The sequence below is a fragment of the Ferranicluibacter rubi genome (genome assembly GCF_011603255.1).
GTDB classification, from domain to species: Bacteria; Pseudomonadota; Alphaproteobacteria; order Rhizobiales; family Rhizobiaceae; genus Ferranicluibacter; species Ferranicluibacter rubi.
In genome coordinates this window covers 21,973-43,892 of sequence record NZ_JAANCM010000018.1, presented here as the reverse complement: position 1 = coordinate 43,892, position 21,920 = coordinate 21,973, and the positions used below count along the sequence as shown (strand labels likewise).

Below are 21,920 nucleotides of genomic sequence, written 5' to 3'. Positions count from 1 at the left end.
AGGGTTTTCAGGCAAGGGGAATAGCGTTTCCAGACTTGCCGGACTGGTAGGCGTCGGACAATTCCATATAGCGGCGGCGGATGCGGGCGTCCTGGGCTTTCAGGCCGGCGCGGTCGGGCTCGTCGCTGGTGACGATAAGGTCGGCGATGGCGGCGGAGCGCCAGAAGGCGTTCTGGCGGGCATAGCCGCCGGGCTCCAGCCGGAAGACTTCCTTGAGAATGACGAGGTCGTGGGGGATGGCGAAGCTGTCGCGGCTGTCTTCGTGGCTGAAGAAATAATAGAAATTATCGAAGCCCGCCCAGGTGATGGCCGAGAGGCACATGGAGCAGGGCTCGTGGGTGGACAGGAAGATCAGGTCCTTGGTGTCGTGGCCCGGTTGACGTTCATAGAATCGCTTCAGCGTGTGGACTTCACCGTGCCAGAGCGGATTTTCCGTCTCGTTGTTGGTCTCGGCGACGACGAGGGACAGATCGGACTTGCGCAGGATGGCGGCGCCGAAGATCTTGTTGCCGGCGGCCACGCCTTTTTGCGTCAGCGGCAAGATGTCGCTTTCGATGACGGAGAGGAGGCGGGCGGCAAGCGGATCGGTAGACATCGGGTACGGTTCCCTGTGGTCGGTGCGCCACTGTAACGATGAAGGCCGGGCAGGTGCAATGCACCGCAGGGCGGCGGCGGGACACATTTGCTCCGATACTTCCCCGCCTGAGGAAAAGAATACGCCGCGTCAGGGGCTGGCGGATTTCTGTTTCTTCATTTTGCGCGTAGGATGGGCGATATCTAACCAACCCACAAAGGACAGATTCCCCATCGTCATGAGCGAGCAACTGACCGTATTCCCGGCTTTTTTTCGCGTTGCGCAGAAATGCGTGGCGGTGTTCGGCAATGGCGACGAGGCCTATGCCAAGGTTCGCCTGCTTCTGAACACGCAGGCGCGCATTGTCGCCTATGCCGATAATGCGGAGCCGGATTATGCGCTGTTCCTGGCCGAGAAGGGCATCGAGCGCATTGCCGTCGTCTTCGATGCAGGGCAGGTCGAAGGGGCCGTTCTGGTGTTTGCCGCAACCGGCGATGCTGCGCAGGACCGGCAGATCGTGGCGGCAGCGCGTGCGGCGCGGATCCCGGCCAATGCCGTGGACCAGCCGGACTATTGCGATTTCCTGACGCCCGCTCTGGTGAACCGCGCGCCGGTGGCCGTGGCGATCGGCACGGAGGGGGCGGGACCTGTCCTCGCGCAGATGATCCGCGCGCAGATCGATCAATTGCTGCAGCCTTCGCTCGGCAGTCTTGCCGGCCTTGCGCAATCCTACCGCATCGCGGCCGAAAAGCTTTTGCCGCGCGGTGCGCCGCGCCGGCAGTTCTGGAAGCGGTTCTTTACCGGCGGCGTGGCCGCGCATGTGGCTGCCAACGATGTTTCCGCCGCGCGCCGCGAGGCGACGCGCCTCTTGAAGGCGGGCAGCGTGGTCGAAGGCCGCGTCTATCTCGTCGGCGCCGGGCCGGGTGCCGTGGACCTGCTGACGCTGCGCGCCCAGCGGGTGATGATGGAAGCGGACGTGCTCGTCTACGACGCGTTGGTGCCGCAGGCGATCGTCGATATGGGCCGGCGCGATGCCGAGCGGCTGTCCGTCGGCAAACGCAAGGGTTGCCATTCGAAGTCTCAAGGCGAGATCAACCAGCTGCTGGTGCGTCTCGGCCGCGAGGGCAAGCGCGTCGTGCGGCTGAAGTCCGGCGACCCGCTGGTTTATGGCCGAGCGGGCGAGGAAATGGCGGCGCTGCGGGACGCGGGCATCGGCTACGAGATCGTGCCGGGCATCACCTCCGCCTTTGCCGCTGCGGCCGATTTCGAACTGCCGCTGACGCTGCGCGGCGTGGCGTCGTCGCTGATCTTCACGACCGGCCATGACCTGACCGGCGACGTGCTGCCCGACTGGGCGCGTTTGGCGGTCTCCGGTGCCACGATCTCCGTCTATATGGGGCGGACGGTGGCGGCCTCGGTCGCTGCACGGCTGATCGCTGCCGGGCTGCACCGGGATACGACGGTGGCCGTGGTGGAGAATGCCAGCCGGGCCGACCGGCGGCTGCTGCACGGGACGCTGAGCGAACTGCCGGGGCTGGAGGCGCGCGACGATCTCGACGGGCCGGTGATGGTCATCATCGGCGATGCGGTGGCAGGTGCGAATTTCGAGCGGTCGGAGCCGCTGTCCCGGCGGGCCGGTCTTTCTCACGAGGCAGGTCTGGCGGCTGTTTCCCGCGCCGATCTCCCGGAAAACCAACATGACGTGCAAGGAGCATGACGATGAGTGACAAGGTCCTGACGGCCAACCGACTGTCCGACGGCATTTCCGTCTGGCTGGATGCGGCCGGCAACTGGGGCGAGAGCCTGCAGGATGCCTTCATCGCGCGTCATGCCGAGGCTGTGAGCGCGCTGGAAGCGGCGGGCAAGACGGCCTTTGCCGACAACAAGGTCGTTGATGTCAACGTGATCGAGGTGGTGGAAGTGGACGGCGTGCTCAGGCCCTTGCGGCTGCGCGAGCGGATCCGTGCGGAGGGACCGACGATGGAGTATGCGCCGGGCTACAAGGGCCTGCACCATGTGGCGGCGGTGTAACGCCGGCGCATCGCGGATAGAATCTTCCGTCGCATTGCTTTTCCCGAGGCCGGGTCTGGTTTAAGGGAAAACACGCGCGGCGCACCGGATGTGCAGATGCTTCTCAAGGTCTTCTGCACGAGACGCCTGGCTTCCCGGACGTTGGGCTTCCCGGACGTTGGGCTTTAAGGAAAAGACAAACGATGTATCGCTACGACGAATTCGATCATGCTTTCGTATCTGCCCGCGTCGAGCAGTTTCGCGACCAGGTGGGGCGTCGCCTGTCCGGCGAGCTTGCGGAAGACGCGTTCAAGCCGCTGCGGCTGATGAACGGCGTGTACCTGCAGCTGCACGCCTACATGCTGCGCGTCGCCATTCCCTATGGTACGCTGAACGGCCGGCAGATGCGGATGCTGGCGCATATCGCGCGGAAATACGATCGCGGTTACGGGCATTTCACCACGCGGCAGAACATCCAGTACAACTGGCCGGCGCTGTCCGACACGCCGAACATTCTGGCCGATCTCGCCAGCGTCGAGATGCACGCGATCCAGACCTCGGGCAATTGCATTCGCAACGTGACGGCCGACCATTTTGCGGGTGCCGCTGCCGACGAGGTCGCCGACCCCCGGCCTTACGCCGAAATCCTGCGGCAGTGGTCGTCGGTGCATCCGGAATTCTCGTTCCTGCCGCGCAAGTTCAAGATCGCCGTGACCGGGGCCGAGCGCGACCGCGCCGCGATCCAGGTGCACGATATCGGGCTGCACCTGAAGAAAGATGATCAGGGCCGCATCGGCTTTGCCGTCTATGTCGGCGGTGGGCAGGGGCGCACCCCCATGATCGCCAAGAAGATCCGCGACTTCCTGCCGGAAGAGGACCTGCTGTCCTACACCACCGCGATCATGCGCGTGTACAATCTGCACGGCCGGCGCGACAACAAGTACAAGGCGCGCATCAAGATCCTTGTGCACGAGACCGGCGCCGAGGTGCTGGCAGGGCAGGTGGAGCAGGAATTCCTGCAGCTGAAGAACACAGAGTTGAAGCTGCCCGACGCCGATATCGCGGCGATCTCCGCTTACTTCGCGCCGCCGGCGCTGGGTGAGCGTCCCGAGGGCTGGGCGAACCTTGCGAGCTGGAAGAAGGCCGATCCGGACTTCGCCCGCTGGGTGCACCAGAACGTGGCGCCGCACAAGAACCCCGATTACGGCATGGTGACGATCTCGCTGAAGCCGATCGGCGGCATTCCGGGCGACGCGACCGACGTGCAGATGGAGGCCGTGGCCGATATCGCCGAGGACTACGCCTTCGACGAGATCCGCATCAGCCACGAGCAGAACATCATCCTGCCGCATGTGGCGCTGGCCGATCTCGAGGCCGTCTATCGCGGGCTGGTGGCGACGGGGCTGGCGACGGCTAATGCCGGGCTGATCACCGATATCATTGCCTGTCCCGGGCTCGACTATTGCGCGCTGGCCAATGCCCGCTCCATTCCGGTGGCGCAGGAGATTTCGACGCGATTCGGCGATCCCGAGCGGCAGGCCAATATCGGCGAGCTGAAGATCAAGATCTCCGGCTGCATCAATGCCTGCGGCCACCACCATGTCGGCCATATCGGCCTGCTGGGCGTGGAGAAGAAGGGGGCCGAGCTCTACCAGATCACGCTCGGCGGCTCCGGCGACGAGACGACCTCGATCGGCGAGATTATCGGTCGCGGGTTCGAGCCGGAGAAGGTGACGGATGCGGTGGAGACGATCGTCGATACCTATCTCGGCCTGCGGCTGTCGAAGGAGGAGACCTTCCTCGCCGCCTACCGCCGCGTGGGCCCGCAGCCCTTCAAGGATGCGCTGTACGGCGCCAAGGAACAGGAAGCCGCCTGAGATGACGCAGATCTGGAAGACGACCGGGTTCGTGACCGACGACGCATGGGTTCTCGAGGCAGAGGTCATTGAGACTGGGGAGACGCAGGCCGGCTCCAACGAGCGCGCGATCCACGGGCTGACGACCTTCATCGAGAAAGCGGAAGCCGGGGAGACCGGGCTCGGCGTGCTGGTGAACCCGGCCGACGACGTGTCGCGGCTGCAGCCCTATCTCGACCATATCGCGCTCGTCGCCGTCGCTTTTCCCGCCTTCAACGACGGGCGGGCGTTTTCGCACGCTTCGCTCTTGCGGTCGCGGCTGAAGTTCGACGGCGAGATCCGCGCCATCGGCGACGTGTTGATCGACCAGGTGCCGCTGATGCTGCGCTGTGGCATCGACAGTTTTGCCGTGACCAATGCAACGGCGCTGAAGCGGCTGGGCGAAGGGCGCCTGCCCGGCATCGACGAGCATTACCAGCCGACGGCGCGGCCGTCTGGTGAGGCCGGCTCCTATAGCTGGCGGCGGGTTTCCTGATCCGGCCTGCTCTTCTGTCGCGCGGTGATGGACGCTCATGCGCTGCGGCAATCTCCGCTGCCGCGTGATTTTGAAATGGAATTGCTTTCCTTGGGCGCCGGTTTGGAATATTCCGCGCATGAAAACCTGAGAGGCGCAGTCAGCCTTTCGCTCGCTCCGTATCCGAGCTTCGGCTCGACGCACCCACGAGGATGAGACGCACAGATGAATGCTCCGGCCAAGACAGAGGATTTCGCCGCGACCGTACCGGCCGGCGTATTTGCCGAGACCGTGACCAGCGTCACGCATTATACCGACCGGCTGTTCCGCTTCCGCATGACACGTCCGGCCGGCTTCCGCTTTCGCTCGGGCGAGTTTGCCATGATCGGCCTGATGGTCGACGGCAAGCCGGTCTATCGCGCCTATTCGATCGCCAGCCCCGCCTGGGACGAGGAACTGGAGTTCTTCTCGATCAAGGTGCCGGATGGGCCGCTGACCTCACATCTCCAGGCCATCCAGCCCGGCGACCAGGTGCTTATGCGCAAGAAGCCGACGGGCACGCTGGTGCTGGACGCGCTGACGCCCGGCAAGCGGCTCTATATGTTCTCGACCGGCACCGGCATCGCGCCCTTTGCCAGCCTGATCCGCGAGCCGGAAACGTTCGAAAAGTTCGACGAGGTCATTCTGACCCACACCACCCGCGACGTGGCCGAGCTGAAATACGGCTTCGACCTGATCGAGGAAATCCGCAACCACGAGTTCCTGGCCGAAGTGGTGGGGGACAAACTGCGCCACTACGCCACCGCAACCCGCGAGGACTATCCCTTCCGCGGCCGCATCACCGACCTTATCCGCAACGGCAAGCTCTTCACCGACCTCGGCGTCCCCGCCTTCGACCCTGAGATCGACCGCGGCATGATCTGCGGCTCGACCGAGATGCTGAAGGACACGAAGCTGCTGTTGGAAGAGGCTGGACTGAACGAGGGTTCGAACAACAAGCCGGGCGAGTTCGTGATCGAGCGGGCGTTCGTGGGGTGATGTTTTTGGGGTGAGGATGAGGGGGTTGGACAAGAAAGACCCTCTCTGGCCTGCCGGCCATCTCCCCCACAAGGGGCGAGAAGACTCGGGGCGGGCCGCTCGTTCCACGTCCAAGATCGTACCTGCAGAAGCCTTGCCAGACGCTCGATGCCCACGAAAGCACGAGCGGCCGCCGCATGTCTTCTCCCCCCTTGTGGGGGAGATGGCCGGCAGGCCAGAGAGGGTTTTTCTTTAGAGCCGCACCCGCAAAGGCCTGTAGCAGCCCCTCATCCGGCTGCCGCCACCTTCTCCCCGCGCGCGGGGCGAAGGGACTTGGGGCATGGCTTTCGCCACATATGAAAGCGCCGCGCTTGGTGCGTCCCCTCGCGCCGCAAGCGGGGTGAGGGGCGGTTCTGGGCAAGGCGTGCCTGTCAGACGATGAAGTCGCCGGCTTGCAGGGTCAGGCGGTCGTCGAAGTAGAGGGCGAGATCGGATTTTCCGTCGCCGTCGAGATCGCCGTAGACATAGGTCGTGGACTTGAGGGTCGCGAAGCGGAGTTCTCCGCCGGTCTTGGTAAAGGTGCTCGCGCCGATGAACGAGAAATGCTGCACGCCGTCCAAGAGAAGGTTGGCGTCGATGCCGGAGAGGTCGATGCGGTCGCCGCTGCTGGACGAGAAGTCGGTGATCGTGTCGCGCAGTTTGGTGGCGGTTTGCGACTCCGTCCAGCTGGCATAGACGAAGGTATCGGCGCCGGCGCCGCCGGTCAGGATGTCGCTGCCGACCCCACCGATCAGCGTATCGTTTCCGTTGCCGCCGCTCAGCCTGTCATTGCCCTTGCTGCCGTCCAGGCGATTGGCGGCATTGTCGCCGGTGAGCGTATCGGCAAAAGCCGAGCCTGTGATGTTCTCGATCGACTTGAACGTATCGCCCGCGGCAAAACCCTTGTTTCCCGAGGGCTTGAGCAGGCTTGCGGTAATGCCGGCGGTCGCGTCGAGATAGGAGGCCGTGTCGAGGCCGTTGCCGCCGTCGAGCGCATCGGCCCCGGCACCGCCCATGAGGATGTCGTTGCCGTTGAGGCCGAACAGCGTGTCCTTGCCGCCATTGCCCGCGAGAAAATTGGCGACCTCGTTGCCGACGATGCGGTCGTTGCCGGAGCCGGCATTGACGTTCTCGATCAGCGAGGCGGTGTTGCCGTCGTGCAGCAGCGCGTTGAAGATATTGCCGCGCGCATGACCGCCATTCGGGCCGCCACCGAGATCGGCGAGCTGCGCCTTGTCGAACACGGAAAAGCCGCCGGCGCGAAGATCGATCGATAGGTTGGTCTTGTACGCCGTCAGGTCGAACGTGTCCCTGCCGCCACCGTCCCAGAGGGTCGCGAAGATCTTGTTGGCGCCTGGTGAAATGGTGGTCTGGCCGTCGATGATGGTCGCGCCCGTCTTCGGCGTCCAGCGGTAGACGGTATCGCCGGACATGACGCTGTAGTCGGCGCCATACATGGCCTGCAGGGCCGCGATATCGAGCGCCATGAAGGTCTGCGGCGCGTCATAGGCGCCATAGCTGTAGCCGTCTTCGACGGATGCGCCGATATAGGCCTTGTAGGTCATCACCGTAAACTCGACGCTGTCCATGCCTCGCGGCAGGGCGGCGTTCATTTCCGCCTCGTGCCCGTGCTTCAGGCCGAGCGCGTGTCCGAGTTCGTGGACGAGGGTATGCCAGGCATAATTGCCCGCCTTCGGCTTCAGGTAGTCGAAATCCGTGCCGGCGTAGCCATCGCCGAACCAGATATCGCCCGAAACGGACGACGGGCCGGGGTAGAAGGCGAAAGCGGTCGGGTTGGCCGTGTCGGTGCCGGCGAAACGCAGGGTGGCGTCGGTCGGGCTGCCGCGGCGGAGATCGAGAAGCGTGAAGCCTTCGAGCGAGAACCCATCGTCGGCCGCGTTGCCGCTGGATTGCTCCATGATGAACAGGGCGGCAGCGACCTGCTGCGGAGAGACGGGAAAGAAGCTCCCGGAGAGATCGTCATAATCGTAGTCGGCCCGCGTTGCAGGAAAGGCGTAGGTCAGGGCCCCGCCGCTCCAGGCATTGTTCGAGAGCACGCCATCGATATTCGGATTGCCCGTCGCCGAGATCGTCGTGAACGGTGTCTTGCTGCCTGTCATATCCCCACCCCATCCGGAAAAGATTCCGGCTCTTCCCGTCTTGGCCCCTGAAAGCGTCATACACTCTCAGGCTGTATGCCTAGCATAAGGATGTGGCGGATAAGCTCAAGCGGGTGACGGGCGCGCAGGATGAAAAATGCTGCGCGCCGTGGGGAGATCTAAGCGATTCATGCCGTTTCGGTTAACACGCGTTCACCGGAACAGCACCACCTCTTGCTTTCGCAGCATTCTCCGACGCCGAAGCGACGCCGCTTCGGCTGGAAATGCTCTAGAGTCTGTCAGGTTCATTCTGAACCAGCCAGACTCTCAATCCCTCTGTTGTCGTTTGTCTCTTCGGGATAACCGGATTCCCCTTATCCCTGACAAACTCTAGTGCAGGATCTGGCTGAGGAAGAGCTTGGTGCGCTCGTGCTGCGGGTTGTCGAAGAATTCGGCAGGCGCGTTCTGCTCGACGATCTGGCCCTGGTCCATGAAGATGACGCGGTTGGCGACCTGGCGGGCGAAGCCCATTTCGTGGGTGACGCAGAGCATGGTCATGCCTTCCTCGGCAAGGCTCACCATGGTGTCGAGGACTTCCTTGACCATTTCCGGATCGAGAGCCGAGGTCGGCTCGTCGAAGAGCAGGATCTTCGGCTTCATGCACAGCGCCCGGGCGATGGCGACGCGCTGCTGCTGGCCGCCGGAGAGCTGGCCCGGGTATTTGTGGGCCTGTTCGGGGATCTTCACGCGCTGCAGATAGTGCATCGCAATTTCCTCGGCCTGCTTCTTCGGCATCTTGCGGACCCAGATGGGGGCGAGCGTGCAGTTTTCGAGAATCGTCAGGTGCGGGAAGAGGTTGAAGTGCTGGAACACCATGCCGACTTCGCGGCGGACCTCGTCGATCTTCTTCAGATCGTTGGTGAGCTCGATGCCATCGACGATGATGGTGCCCTTCTGGTGTTCCTCCAGCCGGTTGATGCAGCGGATCATCGTCGATTTGCCGGAGCCCGAGGGGCCGGCGATGACGATGCGCTCGCCGCGCATGACCTTCAGGTTGATATCGCGCAGCACGTGGAAATCCCCGTACCACTTGTTCATGCCGACGATCTCGATGGCGACGTCGGTGGACGAAACAGTCAATTTCTGGGCGGCTTCAGCCATGGTCAGTCCCTCGTGTTATCGTTTGTGGCCGGTATCGAGGCGACGCTCGACGAAGGCGGAATAGCGTGACATGCCGAAGCAGAAGATCCAGAAGACGAAGCCGGCAAAGATGAGGCCCGTCATGGGGGTCACCGGCGTGCTCCAGCCGCTGTCACCGAAGCTGGCCTTCACGATGCCGAGCAGATCGTACATCGAAATGATGGTGACGAGCGAGGTATCCTTGAACAGGCCGATGAAGGTGTTGACGATGCCGGGAATGACCAGCTTGATCGCCTGCGGCAGGATGATGAAGGTCGTCTTGTGGAAGTAGTTGAGGCCGAGCGCGTCGGCTGCTTCGTACTGCCCTTTCGGAATGGCCTGCAGGCCGCCGCGGATGACTTCGGCCATGTAGGCGGCGGCGAAGATGGAGACGCCGACGAGCGCGCGCAGGAACTTGTCGAAGTTGGTGCCCGGCGGCAGGAACATCGGCAGGAGCACGCTCGCCATGAACAGGACGGTGATCAGCGGGACGCCGCGGATGAACTCGATGAACACGACGCAGGCGGTCTTGACGATCGGCATTTCCGACCGCCGCCCGAGCGCCAGCACGATGCCGAGCGGCAGCGAGACGGCGATGCCGACGAAGGACAAGATGAGCGTGACCATCAGCCCGCCCCAGAGCGACGTCTCGACATAGGAGAGGCCGAACCGCCCGCCGAGCAGCAGCACATAGGCGATGATCGGCAGGACGATGAGGAGCAGGATGGTGTTCAGCCCCTTGCGCGGGACCTTCGGCATCAGGAACGGGATGAGAATGGCGATGGCGATGGCCAGCACCAGCAGAGGCCGCCAGAGCTGATCGCGCGGGTAGGAGCCGAACATGAACTGGATGAAGCGATCGTTGACATAGGCCCAGCAGGCACCGCTCCAGCCATCCGGCTGGATGCCGCCCTGTGCCGCGGTGGTGCAGACCGTGCGATCGGCGCCGGTCCATACGGCCTGGATGAAGAGCCAGTTGAGGGCGCCGGGCAGGTAGTAGAGGACGGCGAAGATGCCGATCAGAGAGAGGACGCTGTCGGTCGGCGTCGCGAACAGGTTCTTGCGCAGCCAGCCGACGACGGTCGAATCCGTCGAGGGCGGGGTTTCCGGCGCGATGAAATCATGGCGGACGAAGGCGATGTTCTGGGCCATATCAGCGCTCCACCAGTGCCATGCGGGCATTGAACCAGTTCATGAAGACGGACGTGATCAGGCTGATCGAGACGTAGATCAGCATCCAAATGGAGATGATCTCGATCGAGCGGCCGGACTGGTTGAGGATCGTGTTGCCGACGGCGACGAGATCTGCGAAGCCGACAGCGACGGCCAGCGACGAGTTCTTGATGAGGTTGAGATACTGCGAGGTCAGCGGCGGGATGATGATCCGCATGGCCTGCGGCAGCACGACGAGGCGGGTGGCAAGGCCGGAGCGCAGGCCGAGCGCGTAGGAGGCTTCCGTCTGGCCGGTCGCGACGCCGCGTATGCCGGCGCGCACGATTTCAGCGATGAAGGAGGCCGTGTAGAAGGACAGTGCCAGGTAGAGCGACAGGAATTCCGGGCCGATGACCATGCCGCCGCTCATGTTGAACGAGCCGGGCACGGGATAATCGAGCGTCATCGGGCTGCCGAGCACGAGGAAGACGACGAGGGGCAAGGCGACGATCAGGCCGAGATTGACGGCCAGGACAGGCGGCCGCTTGCCGGTCTTCAGCTGGTGAGCGGTGGCCCACTTGGTGAAGGCGATGGCCGCGAGGATGCCGAGAACGAAGGCGGCGGCGACATAGACGAAGCTTTCGCCGGGAACGGGGGACGGGAAGTAGATGCCGCGATTGCTGACGAAGAAGAAGGCGCCGGGATTGTCCTTCACATGCTGGAAGATGGTGCGGACGTTCGGCAGGAGCGCGAGGACGCCGAGATACCAGAAGAAGATGACGAGCAGCGGCGGGATGTTGCGGAAGACTTCGACGTAGATCGTGCAGAGCTTGGCGATCAGCCAGTTCTTCGACAGACGGCCGATGCCGATCAGCAGGCCGACGATGGTCGCCGTGATGATGCCCCAGAAGGCGATGAGCAAGGTATTGAGCAGGCCGACGAGAAGCGCGCTGAAATAGGTGGAATCGGGTGAGTAGGCGATCAGCTGCTGGCCGATGTCGAAGCCGGCGCGGCTGTTGAGGAAGCCGAAGCCGCTGGACATGCCGGAGCGTGCGAGGTTGGCGACGACGTTGGTCGCGGCATAGTAGATGGCGCCGAAGACGACGACCACGGTCACGATCTGGAAGAGAATGCTTCGGAAAGCCGGATTATAGAGAAGCGACATCGTCGGTCGATGCGCGCCGCCCCCGGTGCGGACGTCGTTTGCAGCCATTCACTTGTCCCCTGTCGGTCACCCTTTTTTCCGGGTGTTCAAGACGTTCTGAAGTCTGAAGAAGGGGCGGGCCATGCCACAACGGGACCGAGCCCGCCCCCTCGATATCAGCGGTCGATCAACGGATCGGCGGTGCGTACTGCAGTCCGCCCTTGTTCCACAGCGCGTTCAGGCCACGCTCGATCTTGAGCGGGGAGCCCTGGCCGACATTGCGTTCGAACAGTTCGCCGTAGTTGCCGACGGCCTTGATGACCTGGACGGCCCAGTCCTTGGGCAGGCCGAGATCGGCGCCGAGCGTGCTGTTGGCTTCTTCACCGAGGAAACGCTTGATGTCGGGGTTTTCCGACTTCTTCATTTCTTCGACGTTGGCCTGGGTGATGCCGAACTCTTCCGCCGTGATCGTGGCGTAATGCGTGAAGGACACGACGTCGAACCACTTCGAATCGTTCTGGCGAACGGCGGGGCCGAGCGGCTCCTTGGAGATGATTTCCGGGAGAACGACGTGATCAGCCGGGTTCGCCATCTTCAGGCGGATCGAATAGAGGCCCGACTGGTCGGTGGTGTAGACGTCGCAACGGCCGGCATTGTAGGCGGCGTCGGCTTCGTCCTGCGCTTCGAACACGACGGGCTTGAATTCCATCTTGTTGGCGCGGAAGTAGTCGGCGAGGTTGAGCTCGGTGGTGGTACCCGACTGGACGCAGACGGAGGCGCCGTTGAGCTCCAGAGCCGACTTCACGCCGAGTTCCTTCTTCACCATGAAGCCCTGGCCGTCATAATAGTTGACCGCGCGGAAGTCGAAGCCGAGCTGGCTGTCGCGGCTGGCGCTCCAGGTCGTGTTGCGGGCGAGCATGTCGATTTCGCCCGACTGCAGCGCCGGGAAGCGGTCCTTGGCGGATAGGGGGGTGAACTTGACCTTGGTCGCATCGCCGAAAACGGCAGCGGCAACGCCCTTGCAGAGGTCGGCGTCGAGGCCGGTCCAGTTGCCGGAAGAGTCCTGGGCACCGAAGCCCGCGAGGTTGGAACCGTTCACGCCGCACTGCACGAAGCCCTTGGCCTTCACGTCATCGAGCGTGCCGGCGGAAGCTGCATGGGCACCGAAACCCAGGACAGCGGCGCCGATCACGATCGGGAGAATTCTTGTTGCCATTCTTGAGACCCTTTTTTAAGTTTTCTGTCGCCCTCATCCCGGATGCCTTGACGGCTTGCCGGAAGAAACGCCCCCGCCACCCTCCTGGCGCGAGTGGGGTCTATCTCATTCGTAAATGTCTGACGGGTCAAGTCACGTTGCCGAAATTCTAGGCCGTTTCAACATTATCGGACGGTCTGCTCATTTTATCCGCTTATCCTGCTGGTGAGTGCAAAGTGCTGGCGAAAAATGAGGCAGCGTTAGGCGCGGGCTTCGCTGGATCTGACGATCCGGGCTTGACCTTTGACGCGAAGCGGACCGACAAGAAGCTCGAAAGACCCCCTGAGGACGACGCGCTGCCGTGGGCAGGACGGCGCCCGGGGGCATGCGTTGCTGCTTTGAGGACAAGGACCTAGACATGAGCGACAAGAGGGATTTTCTGGCGACGGCGGGTGTGAACACGCGGCTTGCGCATACGGGCAACGTGCCGTCGGACTATCACGGTTTCGTCAACCCGCCGATCGTGCGGGCCTCCACGGTGCTGTTTCCCGATGCGCGGACGATGGACACGCGGGCGCAGAAGTACACCTATGGCACGCGCGGTACGCCCACCACGGATGCGCTCTGCGAGGCGATCGACGCGCTGGAGGGGTCGGCGGGCACGATTCTCGTGCCAAGCGGGCTTGCGGCCGTCACCGTGCCGTTTCTCGCCTTCCTCTCCTCCGGCGATCACGCGCTGATCGTCGACAGCGTCTATTTCCCGACGCGGAATTTCTGCAACACGATGCTGACGCGGATGGGCGTGACGGTCGAATATTACGATCCCGCCATCGGCGCCGGCATCGAGGCGCTGATCCGGCCGAACACCCGGCTGGTGCATACCGAAGCGCCGGGCTCCAACACGTTCGAGATGCAGGACATCTCGGCAATCTCGGGCGTGGCGCACAGGCATGGCTGCGTCGTGACCATGGACAATACCTGGGCGACGCCGCTCTATTTCAAGCCGCTCGATCATGGCGTCGATATCTCGATCCATGCGGCGACGAAGTATCCTAGCGGGCATTCCGACATTCTGATGGGCACGGTTTCGGCCAATGCCAAGCACTGGGAACAGCTGCACGAGGCGACGATCACGCTCGGCATCTGCGGCTCGCCGGATGACAGCTATCAGATCCTGCGCGGCCTGCGGACCATGGGCGTGCGGCTGGAGCGGCATCAGGAAAGCGCGCTCAATCTCGCCCGCTGGCTGGAAGAGCACGAGGACGTGGAGCGGGTGCTGCATCCGGCGCTGCCGCGTTTTCCGGGCCACGACATCTGGAAGCGGGATTTCACGGGCGCGAGCGGGATCTTCTCCTTCGTGCTCAAGGTCTCCGAGCAGGCGCAGGTAAAGGCGCGGGCGCATGCGTTTCTCGATGCGCTCTCGATCTTCGGGCTCGGCTATTCCTGGGGCGGGTATGAGAGCCTCGCGCTCGTTGTCGGGCTGTCGGACCGGACGATCTGCAAGCAGCCGGCGGAGGGGCCGGTCATCCGGCTGCAAATCGGGCTCGAGGACGTGCCGGATCTGCGGCGGGATCTGGAAGCCGGGTTTGCGGCAGCGGCGGCGGTCAGCGCTTAAGGCGTCTTCTGGCCGGGGAGGCGATGGCCGTAGAGCCAGTCGAAATCCTCGGCCAGTCTTTCCGGCGTGCGCAACGACAGGACAAGGTTTCGGCCGAGACGGACGGGGCCGGAGGCGTGGTAGGCAAAGCGGTTGAAGGCGCCGCGGGCGCGCACGCGGGCGACGCGCGCCTTGCGGGTCTGGACGAAGGCGTCGAGACACGCGGTGAGGTCGCCGTGTTTTCCGATCGCGTCTGCAAGTTCGAAGGCATCCTCGATGGCCATGGCGGCGCCCTGGGCGGCAAACGGCATCATGGCGTGGGCGGCATCGCCGATGAGGATGCGCGTGCCGTCGTGCCATGCACCGTCCTCGACCTCGATCAAGGGCCAGGAACCGAGCGTTCCGGCCCTGGAGAGTGCCGACCGGATGTCGGGGTGCCAGCCCGAAAGAAGCTGCGCAATGGCCGCCCGGAAAGCCTCTTCGCTCGTGTCCGCCTGCGTCATCCCGCTGCCGATGGCCACAAGATTGACACCGCCGGACGCGCCGATCGGATAGGCGACGAGATGGGCGCGGCGGCCGAGATAGGCCGTGACGACGGTGGGATCGAAGGGCGACACCGCGGCGTGGCGGGGCAGGGTGAGCCGCCAGGCGATGTTGCCGGAAAGGCGGGCCTTTCCGTGGCCTGCAACGGCGAGGCGGACTTTGGAGCCGATGCCGTCGGCACCGACGATGAGGCCCGGCAGGCGCCGCGTGATGGCCGAGAGCGACGCTGGCGTTGCATCGCAAATGGCCGTGTCCAGATGCAGGCGGCAGAGCGGGTGGGCGCGCACGGCATCTGCCAGCGCGCCCTGGAGCGCGGAGCGCGCAATGACGGCGTAGGGCGCGTGCCAGCGGGTGCGGGCGAAGGCGCCGGCCGGAACCTTCGCGATCGTCCGGAGACTGCGGCCATCGACGAGGCGGATCTCCGATGGCTCCACCCAATGGGGCTGCAGCCTTGCGGTCAGGCCGAGAGCATCGAGAATGCGCGTCGCGTTCGGCGATAGCTGCAAGCCGGCGCCGACCTCATCGAGGTTTGCCGCCCGCTCGACGATATCGACCTCGAAGCCCTTGGCTGCGAGTGACAGGGCTGCGGTGAGGCCGGCTATGCCGGCTCCGACCACGGTGATGGGTGCGCGTGTGCCAGGCAAACGCTTTTGCGGCAGGTCCGTGATGGTGCGGCAAGGGCCGGATCCGGGCGGCGGATTCGTCACGGTGCGAGGCCGTCAGGCCGCCTTGGTCTGGAACAGGCAACCGGTCGGGCGGGTCTCATCCATCTTCAGCGCGCCGTTGAAGCGGAAGAGGGTCGAGCAGTAGGAACAGACCTTCTCGTTGTCGTCGCCCATGTCGAGATAGATGTGCGGATGATCGTAGGGCACGGAGGCGCCGGTGCACATGAATTCCTTGACGCCGACCTCGATCACCGCGTGACCGCCATCGTTCTGGAAATGAGGAATACCGTGCCCGGCCATGTCGTTCTCCACTGTCTCGTCTGTCTGTCGCGCCGCCGCGGGGGAGGGTCAGGCGCTTTCGGCGCGGACATTAGGCCGGTTCGGCGCAAAAAGGTAGACGATTGCCGGCACTCGCCCGCGTTTTTTGCAGGGCACGGGGTTTTTCCGCAAGGCACTCGGCTTTAAAGGGAACTGTTAAGACAATATCACAGGACCCGCCGAGATGGATCTGTCACCGCCACCCTTTTCGAGCTTCCGCCATGAGGGGCTCGATATCGCTTTCTTCGATGCGGGAGATCCGGCCGGCGCGCCGGTGCTGCTGATCCATGGCTTCGCCTCGTCGGCGAGCGTCAACTGGGTGTTTCCCGGCTGGCTGAAGACATTGGGCGATGCCGGCTACCGGGTGATCGCGCTCGACAATCGCGGCCATGGGGCCAGCAGCAAGCCGACCGATCCCGCCCTCTACCATCCCGATGCCATGGCGGGCGATGCGGTCGCCCTGTTGACGCATCTTGGGCTCGGCTCCGCGCATGTGATGGGCTATTCGATGGGCGCGCGGGTGTCGGCGTTTCTGGCGCTGTCCCATCCCGACCGGGTGCGCACGCTGGTGCTGGGCGGCCTCGGGATCGGCATGGTGACGGGGGTGGGCGACTGGGACCCGATCGCCGACGCGCTGCTGGCGCCGTCGCTCGACGACGTCAGCCATGAGCGCGGGCGGATGTTCCGCATGTTCGCCGACCAGACGAAGAGCGACAGGAAAGCCCTTGCTGCCTGCATCGCCACATCGCGCGAACTGCTGACCGAAGCCGAGATGGGCCGGATCGACGTGCCGACGCTGATCGGCGTGGGAACGAAGGACGACATCGCGGGCTCGGGCCAGGCGCTGGCCGATCTGATGCCGCGGGCGGTCGCGATCGACATTCCCAACCGCGACCACATGCTCGCCGTCGGCGACCGGGTGTTCAAGGCGGCGGTTCTGGCGTTTCTTGGCGAGCATGAGGCCGAGAACCAAGAAGGCTGAGGCCCCCCATTTAAACTTGGGCGAAACTGCCCTATTGTCATGAAAACCCGATCCGCAGACGTGCGGCCGCGAAGGAGTGCGACATGGTCGCCAGGACCGACATGATCATGGACATGCGTTCGAACGAGACCGTCAAGACGATGGACCCGATCTGGGACAGCATGAAGGACGAGGCGCTGCATGCGTCGGCGCACGAGCCGATGCTGTCGGCCTTCCTTTATTCCACGATCATCAACCAGCGTTCGCTGGAGGACAGCGTCATCCACCGGATCGCGCAGCGCCTCGACCATGCCGATCTCGATGCGAGCCTCGTGCGTCAGGCCTTTCTGGAGATGGCCGAGGACTGGCCGGAATGGGCCGGTATCCTGCGCGTCGATATCCAGGCCGTCTACGACCGCGATCCCGCCTGCACCCGCTTCATGGAAGTGATCCTCTATTTCAAGGGTTTCCACGCCATCCAGACCCATCGGCTGGCCCATTGGCTGCTGCTGCGCGGACGGCGCGATCTGGCGCTCTACCTGCAAAGCCGCTCGTCCTCGGTGTTCCAGACCGACATCAATCCCGGCGCGCGGATTGGCAAGGGGATCTTCCTCGACCATGCCACAGGCCTCGTCGTCGGCGAAACGGCCGTGATCGGCGACAATGTCTCGATCCTGCACGGGGTGACGCTGGGCGGCACCGGCAAGGAGGGCAGCGACCGGCATCCGAAGATCGGCAATGGCGTGCTGATCGGCGCGGGCGCCAAGATCCTCGGCAATATCCATGTCGGCCAATGTTCGCGTGTGGCGGCGGGTTCTGTGGTGCTGAAGCCGGTTCCGCCGAAGGTGACCGTTGCCGGCGTGCCGGCGCGGGTGGTGGGCGAGGCCGGCTGCTCGGAGCCGTCGCGCTCGATGGATCAGGTACTGCAAAGCTTCGAGATCTGAGGCCTGACGCTTTTTTTTGGGAACCTGCGCTCCCTGCACAGCTTGTGTGTAGCGGCTGCAATCGCCGTTGATGCAGGGTTTACACCCCTTGCGGCTTTATGAGAGAAGCGCCGCACTCTAAAACTGCTAGGAGACACGACTTGAAGCCTGAAGACATCAAAAAACTCGAAGCCTACTTCAAGCGCATTTTCAACCCGCAGATCGTCGTCAAGGCTCGTCCCAAGAAGGACGAGTCGGCCGAGGTCTATCTCGGAGACGAGTTTCTAGGCGTGGTGTTTCGCGACGAGGAAGACGGAGAACTGTCCTTCAGCTTCTCCATGGCGATCCTTGACATCGATCTCTGAGGTTTTCGCCTCAACGTTCGCATCCCAATGACATTTCAGCCCGGCCGGCCACTGCCCGCCGGGCTTTTTCGTGTCCGCACGACGAGGCTTCGTGAATCACGAGATGGTGCACTGCACTGCCGAAACTTGACTTTATTGTGCACTGCACCTAAGCTATTGCGATCAAAGACATCAGGAGGAATGCGCATGTTCAACTTCTCGAATGCCGGTTTTGCCGGAAAAGACGCCATGGAAATCATGACCAACAGCTATGCTGCCATGACCAAGGGCTTTCAGGCGATTGCCATGGAAGCGGCGGAGTATTCCAAGAAGAGCTTCGAGGACAGCGTGGCGCATATGCAGAAGCTGACCGGCGTGCGCAGCATCGAAGCGGCCGTCGAACTGCAGACCTCCTTCCTGACGTCGTCCTATGAGGGCTACGTCTCCGAAGCCACCAAGCTCGGCGGCATGTATACGGATCTCGCCAAGGACAGCTACAAGCCCTACGAAGCACCGATGGCGCAGGCCGCGAACGCCATGCAGACGGCAACGAAAGCCGCTGCTTCGGCCGCAAAGTCCGCCGCCGCCTGATCGGCGCCATACAGGGCTCGTGCCCTTCGAAATGACGAAAGCCGGCTGCGGGGTGCCGCGGCCGGCTTTTTTGTGTCCGGATCGTCCCCATATGTGCCTGGACCATGCTTTTACGGCTCCGCTTTCCGGGCGAAGACGACAAAAGACATCAAACTTGAGGGCGCGGTTCGAATATCGTTGCAGTGGAATGGAACGGGCTTAAAATCGCTGCGAGACACACTATCTGATGTGTCATGGAATGGTCGCAATGGGCTCCCAAGCTTTGCGACCCCACGAGGGAATGAAGACGAATGATCGCTCTGCCGATCCGGATGGCCAAGAGTGGCGATGGGAATGGTGATTCCAATCGCGGCACCTCGGTCATGTCTAGGACGAAGACACAGACCAAGAAGCCGAGCCTGTACCGCGTGCTGCTTCTGAACGATGACTACACGCCGATGGAGTTCGTGATCCACGTGCTGGAGCGTTTCTTCCAGAAGGATACCGAGGCGGCGACACTGATCATGCTGAGTGTCCACAATCACGGCGTCGGGGAATGCGGCGTCTTTACCTACGAAGTCGCCGAAACCAAAGTGACGCAGGTGATGGATTTCGCCCGCCAGCATCAGCACCCGCTGCAATGCGTCATGGAAAAGAAATGAGGATCCGACGTGCCAACATTTTCAACAAGCCTTGAAAAGGCGCTGCACCAGGCTCTCACGCTGGCCAACGAGCGCCACCACGAATATGCGACACTCGAACACCTGCTGCTGGCGCTGATCGACGACGGCGATGCGGCTGCCGTCATGGGCGCCTGCAACGTCAACCTGGATGCCTTGCGCAAGACGGTGTCGGACTATGTCGACAACGAACTCGGCAACCTGATCACCGGGTATGACGAGGACTCGAAGCCGACCGCCGGCTTCCAGCGCGTCATTCAGCGCGCCGTCATTCATGTGCAGTCGTCCGGCCGCGAGGAAGTGACGGGCGCGAACGTGCTCGTCGCCATCTTCGCCGAGCGTGAAAGCCATGCGGCCTATTTCCTGCAGGAGCAGGAGATGACGCGCTACGACGCTGTCAACTTCATTAGCCACGGCATCGGCAAGCGGCCGGGCGCTTCGGAAACGCGCACGCCGCGCGGCGCCGAGGATACCGACGAGGCGCCGAAGGCGTCGCGCGACCAGGAAGAGGGCGGCCCCAAGAAGCCGCAGGATGCCTTGACGGCCTATTGCGTCAATCTCAACGAGAAGGCCAAGATCGGCAAGATCGACCCGCTGATCGGCCGTCACACCGAGGTCAATCGCACGATCCAGGTCCTGTGCCGTCGTTCCAAGAACAACCCGCTCTATGTGGGCGATCCGGGCGTGGGCAAGACGGCGATCGCCGAAGGCCTAGCCAAGCGTATCGTCGAAAAGAAGGTGCCGGAAGCGTTGCAGGACGCCACAATCTTCTCGCTCGACATGGGCACGCTGCTCGCCGGTACCCGCTATCGCGGCGACTTTGAGGAGCGTTTGAAGCAGGTCGTCAAGGAGCTTGAGGAGTATCCGGGCGCCGTGCTGTTCATCGACGAGATTCACACCGTTATCGGTGCGGGTGCGACGTCTGGCGGTGCTATGGATGCGTCGAACCTTCTGAAGCCGGCGCTGTCCTCGGGCGCGATTCGCTGCATCGGCTCGACCACCTACAAGGAATATCGTCAGTTCTTCGAGAAGGACCGGGCGCTGGTACGCCGCTTCCAGAAGATCGACGTCGTCGAACCGACCATCGACGACACGATCGAGATCATGAAGGGCCTGAAGCCCTACTTCGAGGACTATCACAAGCTGAAATACTCGAACGAGGCCATCAAGTCCGCCGTCGAGCTGTCGGCCCGCTACATCAACGACCGCAAGCTGCCGGACAAGGCGATCGACGTGATCGACGAGACCGGTGCGGCCCAGATGCTGCTGCCGCTGAACAAGCGCCGCAAGCTGATCACCGAGAAGGAAATCGAGGCGACCATCGCGACGATGGCCCGCATTCCGCCCAAGACCGTTTCGAAGGACGATGAGACCGTTCTCGCCAACCTCGAAAAGGAACTGCGCTCGGTCGTCTACGGTCAGGATCTCGCGATCGAGGCGCTGTCGTCTGCCATCAAGCTGGCGCGGGCAGGCCTGCGCGAGCCGAACAAGCCGATCGGCTCCTACGTCTTCTCCGGCCCGACCGGCGTGGGCAAGACGGAGGTGGCCAAGCAGTTGGCCGTCTCACTCGGCGTCGAACTGCTGCGCTTCGACATGTCGGAATATATGGAACGCCACACGGTCTCGCGACTGCTCGGCGCACCTCCCGGCTATGTCGGCTTCGACCAGGGCGGTCTCCTGACCGATGGCATCGACCAGCATCCGCATTCGGTTCTGCTGCTCGACGAAATCGAGAAGGCGCATCCGGACCTGTTCAACATTCTGCTGCAGGTCATGGATCATGGCCAGCTGACGGACCATAACGGCAAGAAGATCGACTTCCGCAACGTCATTCTGATCATGACGACCAATGCGGGCGCGTCCGACATGGCCAAGGCCGCCTTCGGCTTCGGCTCGTCCAAGCGCGAGGGCGAGGATGTGGAGGCGCTGAACCGCCTGTTCACGCCCGAGTTCCGCAACCGTCTGGATGCGGTGATCCCGTTCGGCTCGCTGCCGACGCCGGTCATCCATCAGGTCGTGCAGAAGTTCGTGATGCAGCTGGAAACCCAGCTGTCGGAACGCAATGTCACGTTCGACCTGCATGAGGATGCGATCGCCTGGCTGTCCGACAAGGGCTACGACGAGAAGATGGGCGCCCGCCCGCTGTCTCGCGTGATCCAGGAGCACATCAAGAAGCCGCTCGCCGAGGAGATCCTGTTCGGCAAGCTCAAGAAGGGCGGCGTCGTCAAGGTCACCGTCGGTCTGAAGCCGGACGGCAAGAAGGGGCTGATCCTCGAGACGATCTCGGAGACGGCCCGCATCAAGCCGAAGGCTGAGGTGGAGCAGAAGCCCCGCAAGCCGACCAAGGCCGCCAAGGCCGCCGCCGAGATGGAAACGGTGGGTGCCGACACCGGGCCGAAGCCGAAGAAGGCGAAGTCCGACGACACGGACGCGACCTCGGCCAAGGACACCGGCACCGACGCCGCGCCCCGCAAGGGCCGGACGGTTCCGAAGGTGCCGCGGAAGTAAACGCAGGCGATAGAGAACGAGAGATGCCGGGCCCA

20 protein-coding genes are annotated in these 21,920 nt (G+C 63.3%); 12 read left to right on the top strand and 8 right to left on the bottom strand.

Going from position 1 to position 21,920, the window contains the following annotated elements; translation table 11 throughout:
• Nucleotides 1-7: 7 nt before the first annotated feature.
• Nucleotides 8-595: a deaminase gene (locus tag G8E10_RS23755; protein WP_167130916.1), complete on the bottom strand. Its 588-nt coding sequence runs from the start codon at nucleotides 593-595 to the stop codon at nucleotides 8-10.
• A 217-nt stretch (nucleotides 596-812) separates the two neighbouring features.
• Between G8E10_RS23755 and cysG the strand changes: the two genes are divergently transcribed.
• The 5 genes from cysG to G8E10_RS23730 all read left to right on the top strand — a co-directional run bounded on the left by cysG (nucleotide 813) and on the right by G8E10_RS23730 (nucleotide 5,992).
• The gene (gene cysG / locus G8E10_RS23750) at nucleotides 813-2,291 is read left to right on the top strand and encodes a siroheme synthase CysG (RefSeq protein ID WP_167130915.1); all 1,479 of its coding nucleotides are present in this window, start codon (nucleotides 813-815) and stop codon (nucleotides 2,289-2,291) included.
• 2 nt (nucleotides 2,292-2,293) lie between these two features.
• Nucleotides 2,294-2,605, top strand: coding sequence for a DUF2849 domain-containing protein (locus G8E10_RS23745; RefSeq protein WP_110728026.1), 312 nt, complete (start codon nucleotides 2,294-2,296; stop codon nucleotides 2,603-2,605).
• 182 nt (nucleotides 2,606-2,787) lie between these two features.
• Complete coding sequence (locus tag G8E10_RS23740; protein WP_167130914.1) at nucleotides 2,788-4,461, top strand: nitrite/sulfite reductase; 1,674 nt, start codon at nucleotides 2,788-2,790, stop codon at nucleotides 4,459-4,461.
• A 1-nt stretch (nucleotide 4,462) separates the two neighbouring features.
• Nucleotides 4,463-4,975: a DUF934 domain-containing protein gene (locus G8E10_RS23735; protein ID WP_167130913.1), complete on the top strand. Its 513-nt coding sequence runs from the start codon at nucleotides 4,463-4,465 to the stop codon at nucleotides 4,973-4,975.
• A 204-nt stretch (nucleotides 4,976-5,179) separates the two neighbouring features.
• On the top strand, nucleotides 5,180-5,992 hold the full coding sequence (locus tag G8E10_RS23730) for a ferredoxin--NADP reductase (RefSeq protein WP_132663123.1): 813 nt from the start codon (nucleotides 5,180-5,182) through the stop codon (nucleotides 5,990-5,992).
• A 410-nt stretch (nucleotides 5,993-6,402) separates the two neighbouring features.
• On the opposite strand, the gene G8E10_RS23725 is transcribed toward G8E10_RS23730, so the two are convergent.
• The 5 genes from G8E10_RS23725 to G8E10_RS23705 form a co-directional block, all read right to left on the bottom strand.
• On the bottom strand, nucleotides 6,403-8,130 hold the full coding sequence (locus G8E10_RS23725; RefSeq protein ID WP_167130912.1) for a M10 family metallopeptidase C-terminal domain-containing protein: 1,728 nt from the start codon (nucleotides 8,128-8,130) through the stop codon (nucleotides 6,403-6,405).
• A 369-nt stretch (nucleotides 8,131-8,499) separates the two neighbouring features.
• Entirely contained in the window at nucleotides 8,500-9,270 is a 771-nt protein-coding gene (locus G8E10_RS23720) for an amino acid ABC transporter ATP-binding protein (RefSeq protein ID WP_110728021.1), read from the bottom strand.
• 15 nt (nucleotides 9,271-9,285) lie between these two features.
• Nucleotides 9,286-10,440: an amino acid ABC transporter permease gene (locus tag G8E10_RS23715; RefSeq protein WP_167130911.1), complete on the bottom strand. Its 1,155-nt coding sequence runs from the start codon at nucleotides 10,438-10,440 to the stop codon at nucleotides 9,286-9,288.
• A gap of 1 nt (nucleotide 10,441) precedes the next feature.
• Nucleotides 10,442-11,653 carry an amino acid ABC transporter permease gene (locus G8E10_RS23710; RefSeq protein ID WP_132710443.1) on the bottom strand — a complete coding sequence of 404 codons (1,212 nt, stop codon included), beginning with the start codon at nucleotides 11,651-11,653 and terminating at the stop codon, nucleotides 10,442-10,444.
• 118 nt (nucleotides 11,654-11,771) lie between these two features.
• Nucleotides 11,772-12,800: an amino acid ABC transporter substrate-binding protein gene (locus G8E10_RS23705; RefSeq protein ID WP_092934066.1), complete on the bottom strand. Its 1,029-nt coding sequence runs from the start codon at nucleotides 12,798-12,800 to the stop codon at nucleotides 11,772-11,774.
• Between the two features lie 397 nt (nucleotides 12,801-13,197).
• On the opposite strand from G8E10_RS23705, the gene G8E10_RS23700 reads away from it, so the two are divergent.
• Complete coding sequence (locus G8E10_RS23700; RefSeq protein ID WP_132663127.1) at nucleotides 13,198-14,394, top strand: cystathionine beta-lyase; 1,197 nt, start codon at nucleotides 13,198-13,200, stop codon at nucleotides 14,392-14,394.
• On the opposite strand, the gene G8E10_RS23695 is transcribed toward G8E10_RS23700, so the two are convergent.
• Together G8E10_RS23695 and G8E10_RS23690 are read right to left on the bottom strand one after the other, a co-directional pair.
• Nucleotides 14,391-15,560, bottom strand: a complete 1,170-nt coding sequence (locus tag G8E10_RS23695) for an FAD-dependent monooxygenase (RefSeq protein WP_132663128.1) — start codon at nucleotides 15,558-15,560, stop codon at nucleotides 14,391-14,393. The genes G8E10_RS23700 and G8E10_RS23695 overlap by 4 nt on opposite strands.
• 75 nt (nucleotides 15,561-15,635) lie before the next feature.
• A complete protein-coding gene (locus tag G8E10_RS23690) occupies nucleotides 15,636-15,881 on the bottom strand; it encodes a zinc-finger domain-containing protein (protein WP_062473826.1) in 246 nt (81 codons plus the stop codon).
• Between the two features lie 202 nt (nucleotides 15,882-16,083).
• Here G8E10_RS23690 and G8E10_RS23685 point away from each other — a divergent pair, with 202 nt between their 5' ends.
• From G8E10_RS23685 to clpA, 6 genes are all read left to right on the top strand, one after another.
• Nucleotides 16,084-16,881: an alpha/beta fold hydrolase gene (locus tag G8E10_RS23685; protein WP_167130910.1), complete on the top strand. Its 798-nt coding sequence runs from the start codon at nucleotides 16,084-16,086 to the stop codon at nucleotides 16,879-16,881.
• Nucleotides 16,882-16,964: 83 nt separating this feature from the next.
• The gene (gene cysE, locus G8E10_RS23680) at nucleotides 16,965-17,804 is read left to right on the top strand and encodes a serine O-acetyltransferase (protein ID WP_110799040.1); all 840 of its coding nucleotides are present in this window, start codon (nucleotides 16,965-16,967) and stop codon (nucleotides 17,802-17,804) included.
• 140 nt (nucleotides 17,805-17,944) lie between these two features.
• Complete coding sequence (locus G8E10_RS23675; protein WP_062473820.1) at nucleotides 17,945-18,148, top strand: DUF3126 family protein; 204 nt, start codon at nucleotides 17,945-17,947, stop codon at nucleotides 18,146-18,148.
• Nucleotides 18,149-18,334: 186 nt separating this feature from the next.
• Complete coding sequence (locus G8E10_RS23670) at nucleotides 18,335-18,718, top strand: phasin family protein (protein ID WP_167130909.1); 384 nt, start codon at nucleotides 18,335-18,337, stop codon at nucleotides 18,716-18,718.
• Between the two features lie 290 nt (nucleotides 18,719-19,008).
• On the top strand, nucleotides 19,009-19,359 hold the full coding sequence (gene clpS / locus G8E10_RS23665; RefSeq protein ID WP_110799038.1) for an ATP-dependent Clp protease adapter ClpS: 351 nt from the start codon (nucleotides 19,009-19,011) through the stop codon (nucleotides 19,357-19,359).
• A 9-nt stretch (nucleotides 19,360-19,368) separates the two neighbouring features.
• Nucleotides 19,369-21,885: an ATP-dependent Clp protease ATP-binding subunit ClpA gene (gene clpA / locus G8E10_RS23660; RefSeq protein WP_132663131.1), complete on the top strand. Its 2,517-nt coding sequence runs from the start codon at nucleotides 19,369-19,371 to the stop codon at nucleotides 21,883-21,885.
• Nucleotides 21,886-21,920: the final 35 nt, after the last annotated feature.

What these genes read in the sequence shown, in the direction of transcription:
- G8E10_RS23670 (WP_167130909.1), top strand. Translation starts at nt 18,335, where the DNA reads ATGTTCAACTTCTCGAATGCCGGTTTTGCCGGAAAAGACGCCATGGAA.
- cysE (WP_110799040.1), top strand. Translation starts at nt 16,965, where the DNA reads ATGGTCGCCAGGACCGACATGATCATGGACATGCGTTCGAACGAGACC.
- clpS (WP_110799038.1), top strand. Translation starts at nt 19,009, where the DNA reads ATGATCGCTCTGCCGATCCGGATGGCCAAGAGTGGCGATGGGAATGGT.
- G8E10_RS23705 (WP_092934066.1), bottom strand. Translation starts at nt 12,800, where the DNA reads ATGGCAACAAGAATTCTCCCGATCGTGATCGGCGCCGCTGTCCTGGGT.
- G8E10_RS23735 (WP_167130913.1), top strand. Translation starts at nt 4,463, where the DNA reads ATGACGCAGATCTGGAAGACGACCGGGTTCGTGACCGACGACGCATGG.
- G8E10_RS23700 (WP_132663127.1), top strand. Translation starts at nt 13,198, where the DNA reads ATGAGCGACAAGAGGGATTTTCTGGCGACGGCGGGTGTGAACACGCGG.
- G8E10_RS23725 (WP_167130912.1), bottom strand. Translation starts at nt 8,130, where the DNA reads ATGACAGGCAGCAAGACACCGTTCACGACGATCTCGGCGACGGGCAAT.
- G8E10_RS23740 (WP_167130914.1), top strand. Translation starts at nt 2,788, where the DNA reads ATGTATCGCTACGACGAATTCGATCATGCTTTCGTATCTGCCCGCGTC.
- G8E10_RS23690 (WP_062473826.1), bottom strand. Translation starts at nt 15,881, where the DNA reads ATGGCCGGGCACGGTATTCCTCATTTCCAGAACGATGGCGGTCACGCG.
- G8E10_RS23710 (WP_132710443.1), bottom strand. Translation starts at nt 11,653, where the DNA reads ATGGCTGCAAACGACGTCCGCACCGGGGGCGGCGCGCATCGACCGACG.
- G8E10_RS23715 (WP_167130911.1), bottom strand. Translation starts at nt 10,440, where the DNA reads ATGGCCCAGAACATCGCCTTCGTCCGCCATGATTTCATCGCGCCGGAA.
- G8E10_RS23720 (WP_110728021.1), bottom strand. Translation starts at nt 9,270, where the DNA reads ATGGCTGAAGCCGCCCAGAAATTGACTGTTTCGTCCACCGACGTCGCC.
- G8E10_RS23685 (WP_167130910.1), top strand. Translation starts at nt 16,084, where the DNA reads ATGGATCTGTCACCGCCACCCTTTTCGAGCTTCCGCCATGAGGGGCTC.
- cysG (WP_167130915.1), top strand. Translation starts at nt 813, where the DNA reads ATGAGCGAGCAACTGACCGTATTCCCGGCTTTTTTTCGCGTTGCGCAG.
- G8E10_RS23755 (WP_167130916.1), bottom strand. Translation starts at nt 595, where the DNA reads ATGTCTACCGATCCGCTTGCCGCCCGCCTCCTCTCCGTCATCGAAAGC.
- G8E10_RS23745 (WP_110728026.1), top strand. Translation starts at nt 2,294, where the DNA reads ATGAGTGACAAGGTCCTGACGGCCAACCGACTGTCCGACGGCATTTCC.
- G8E10_RS23730 (WP_132663123.1), top strand. Translation starts at nt 5,180, where the DNA reads ATGAATGCTCCGGCCAAGACAGAGGATTTCGCCGCGACCGTACCGGCC.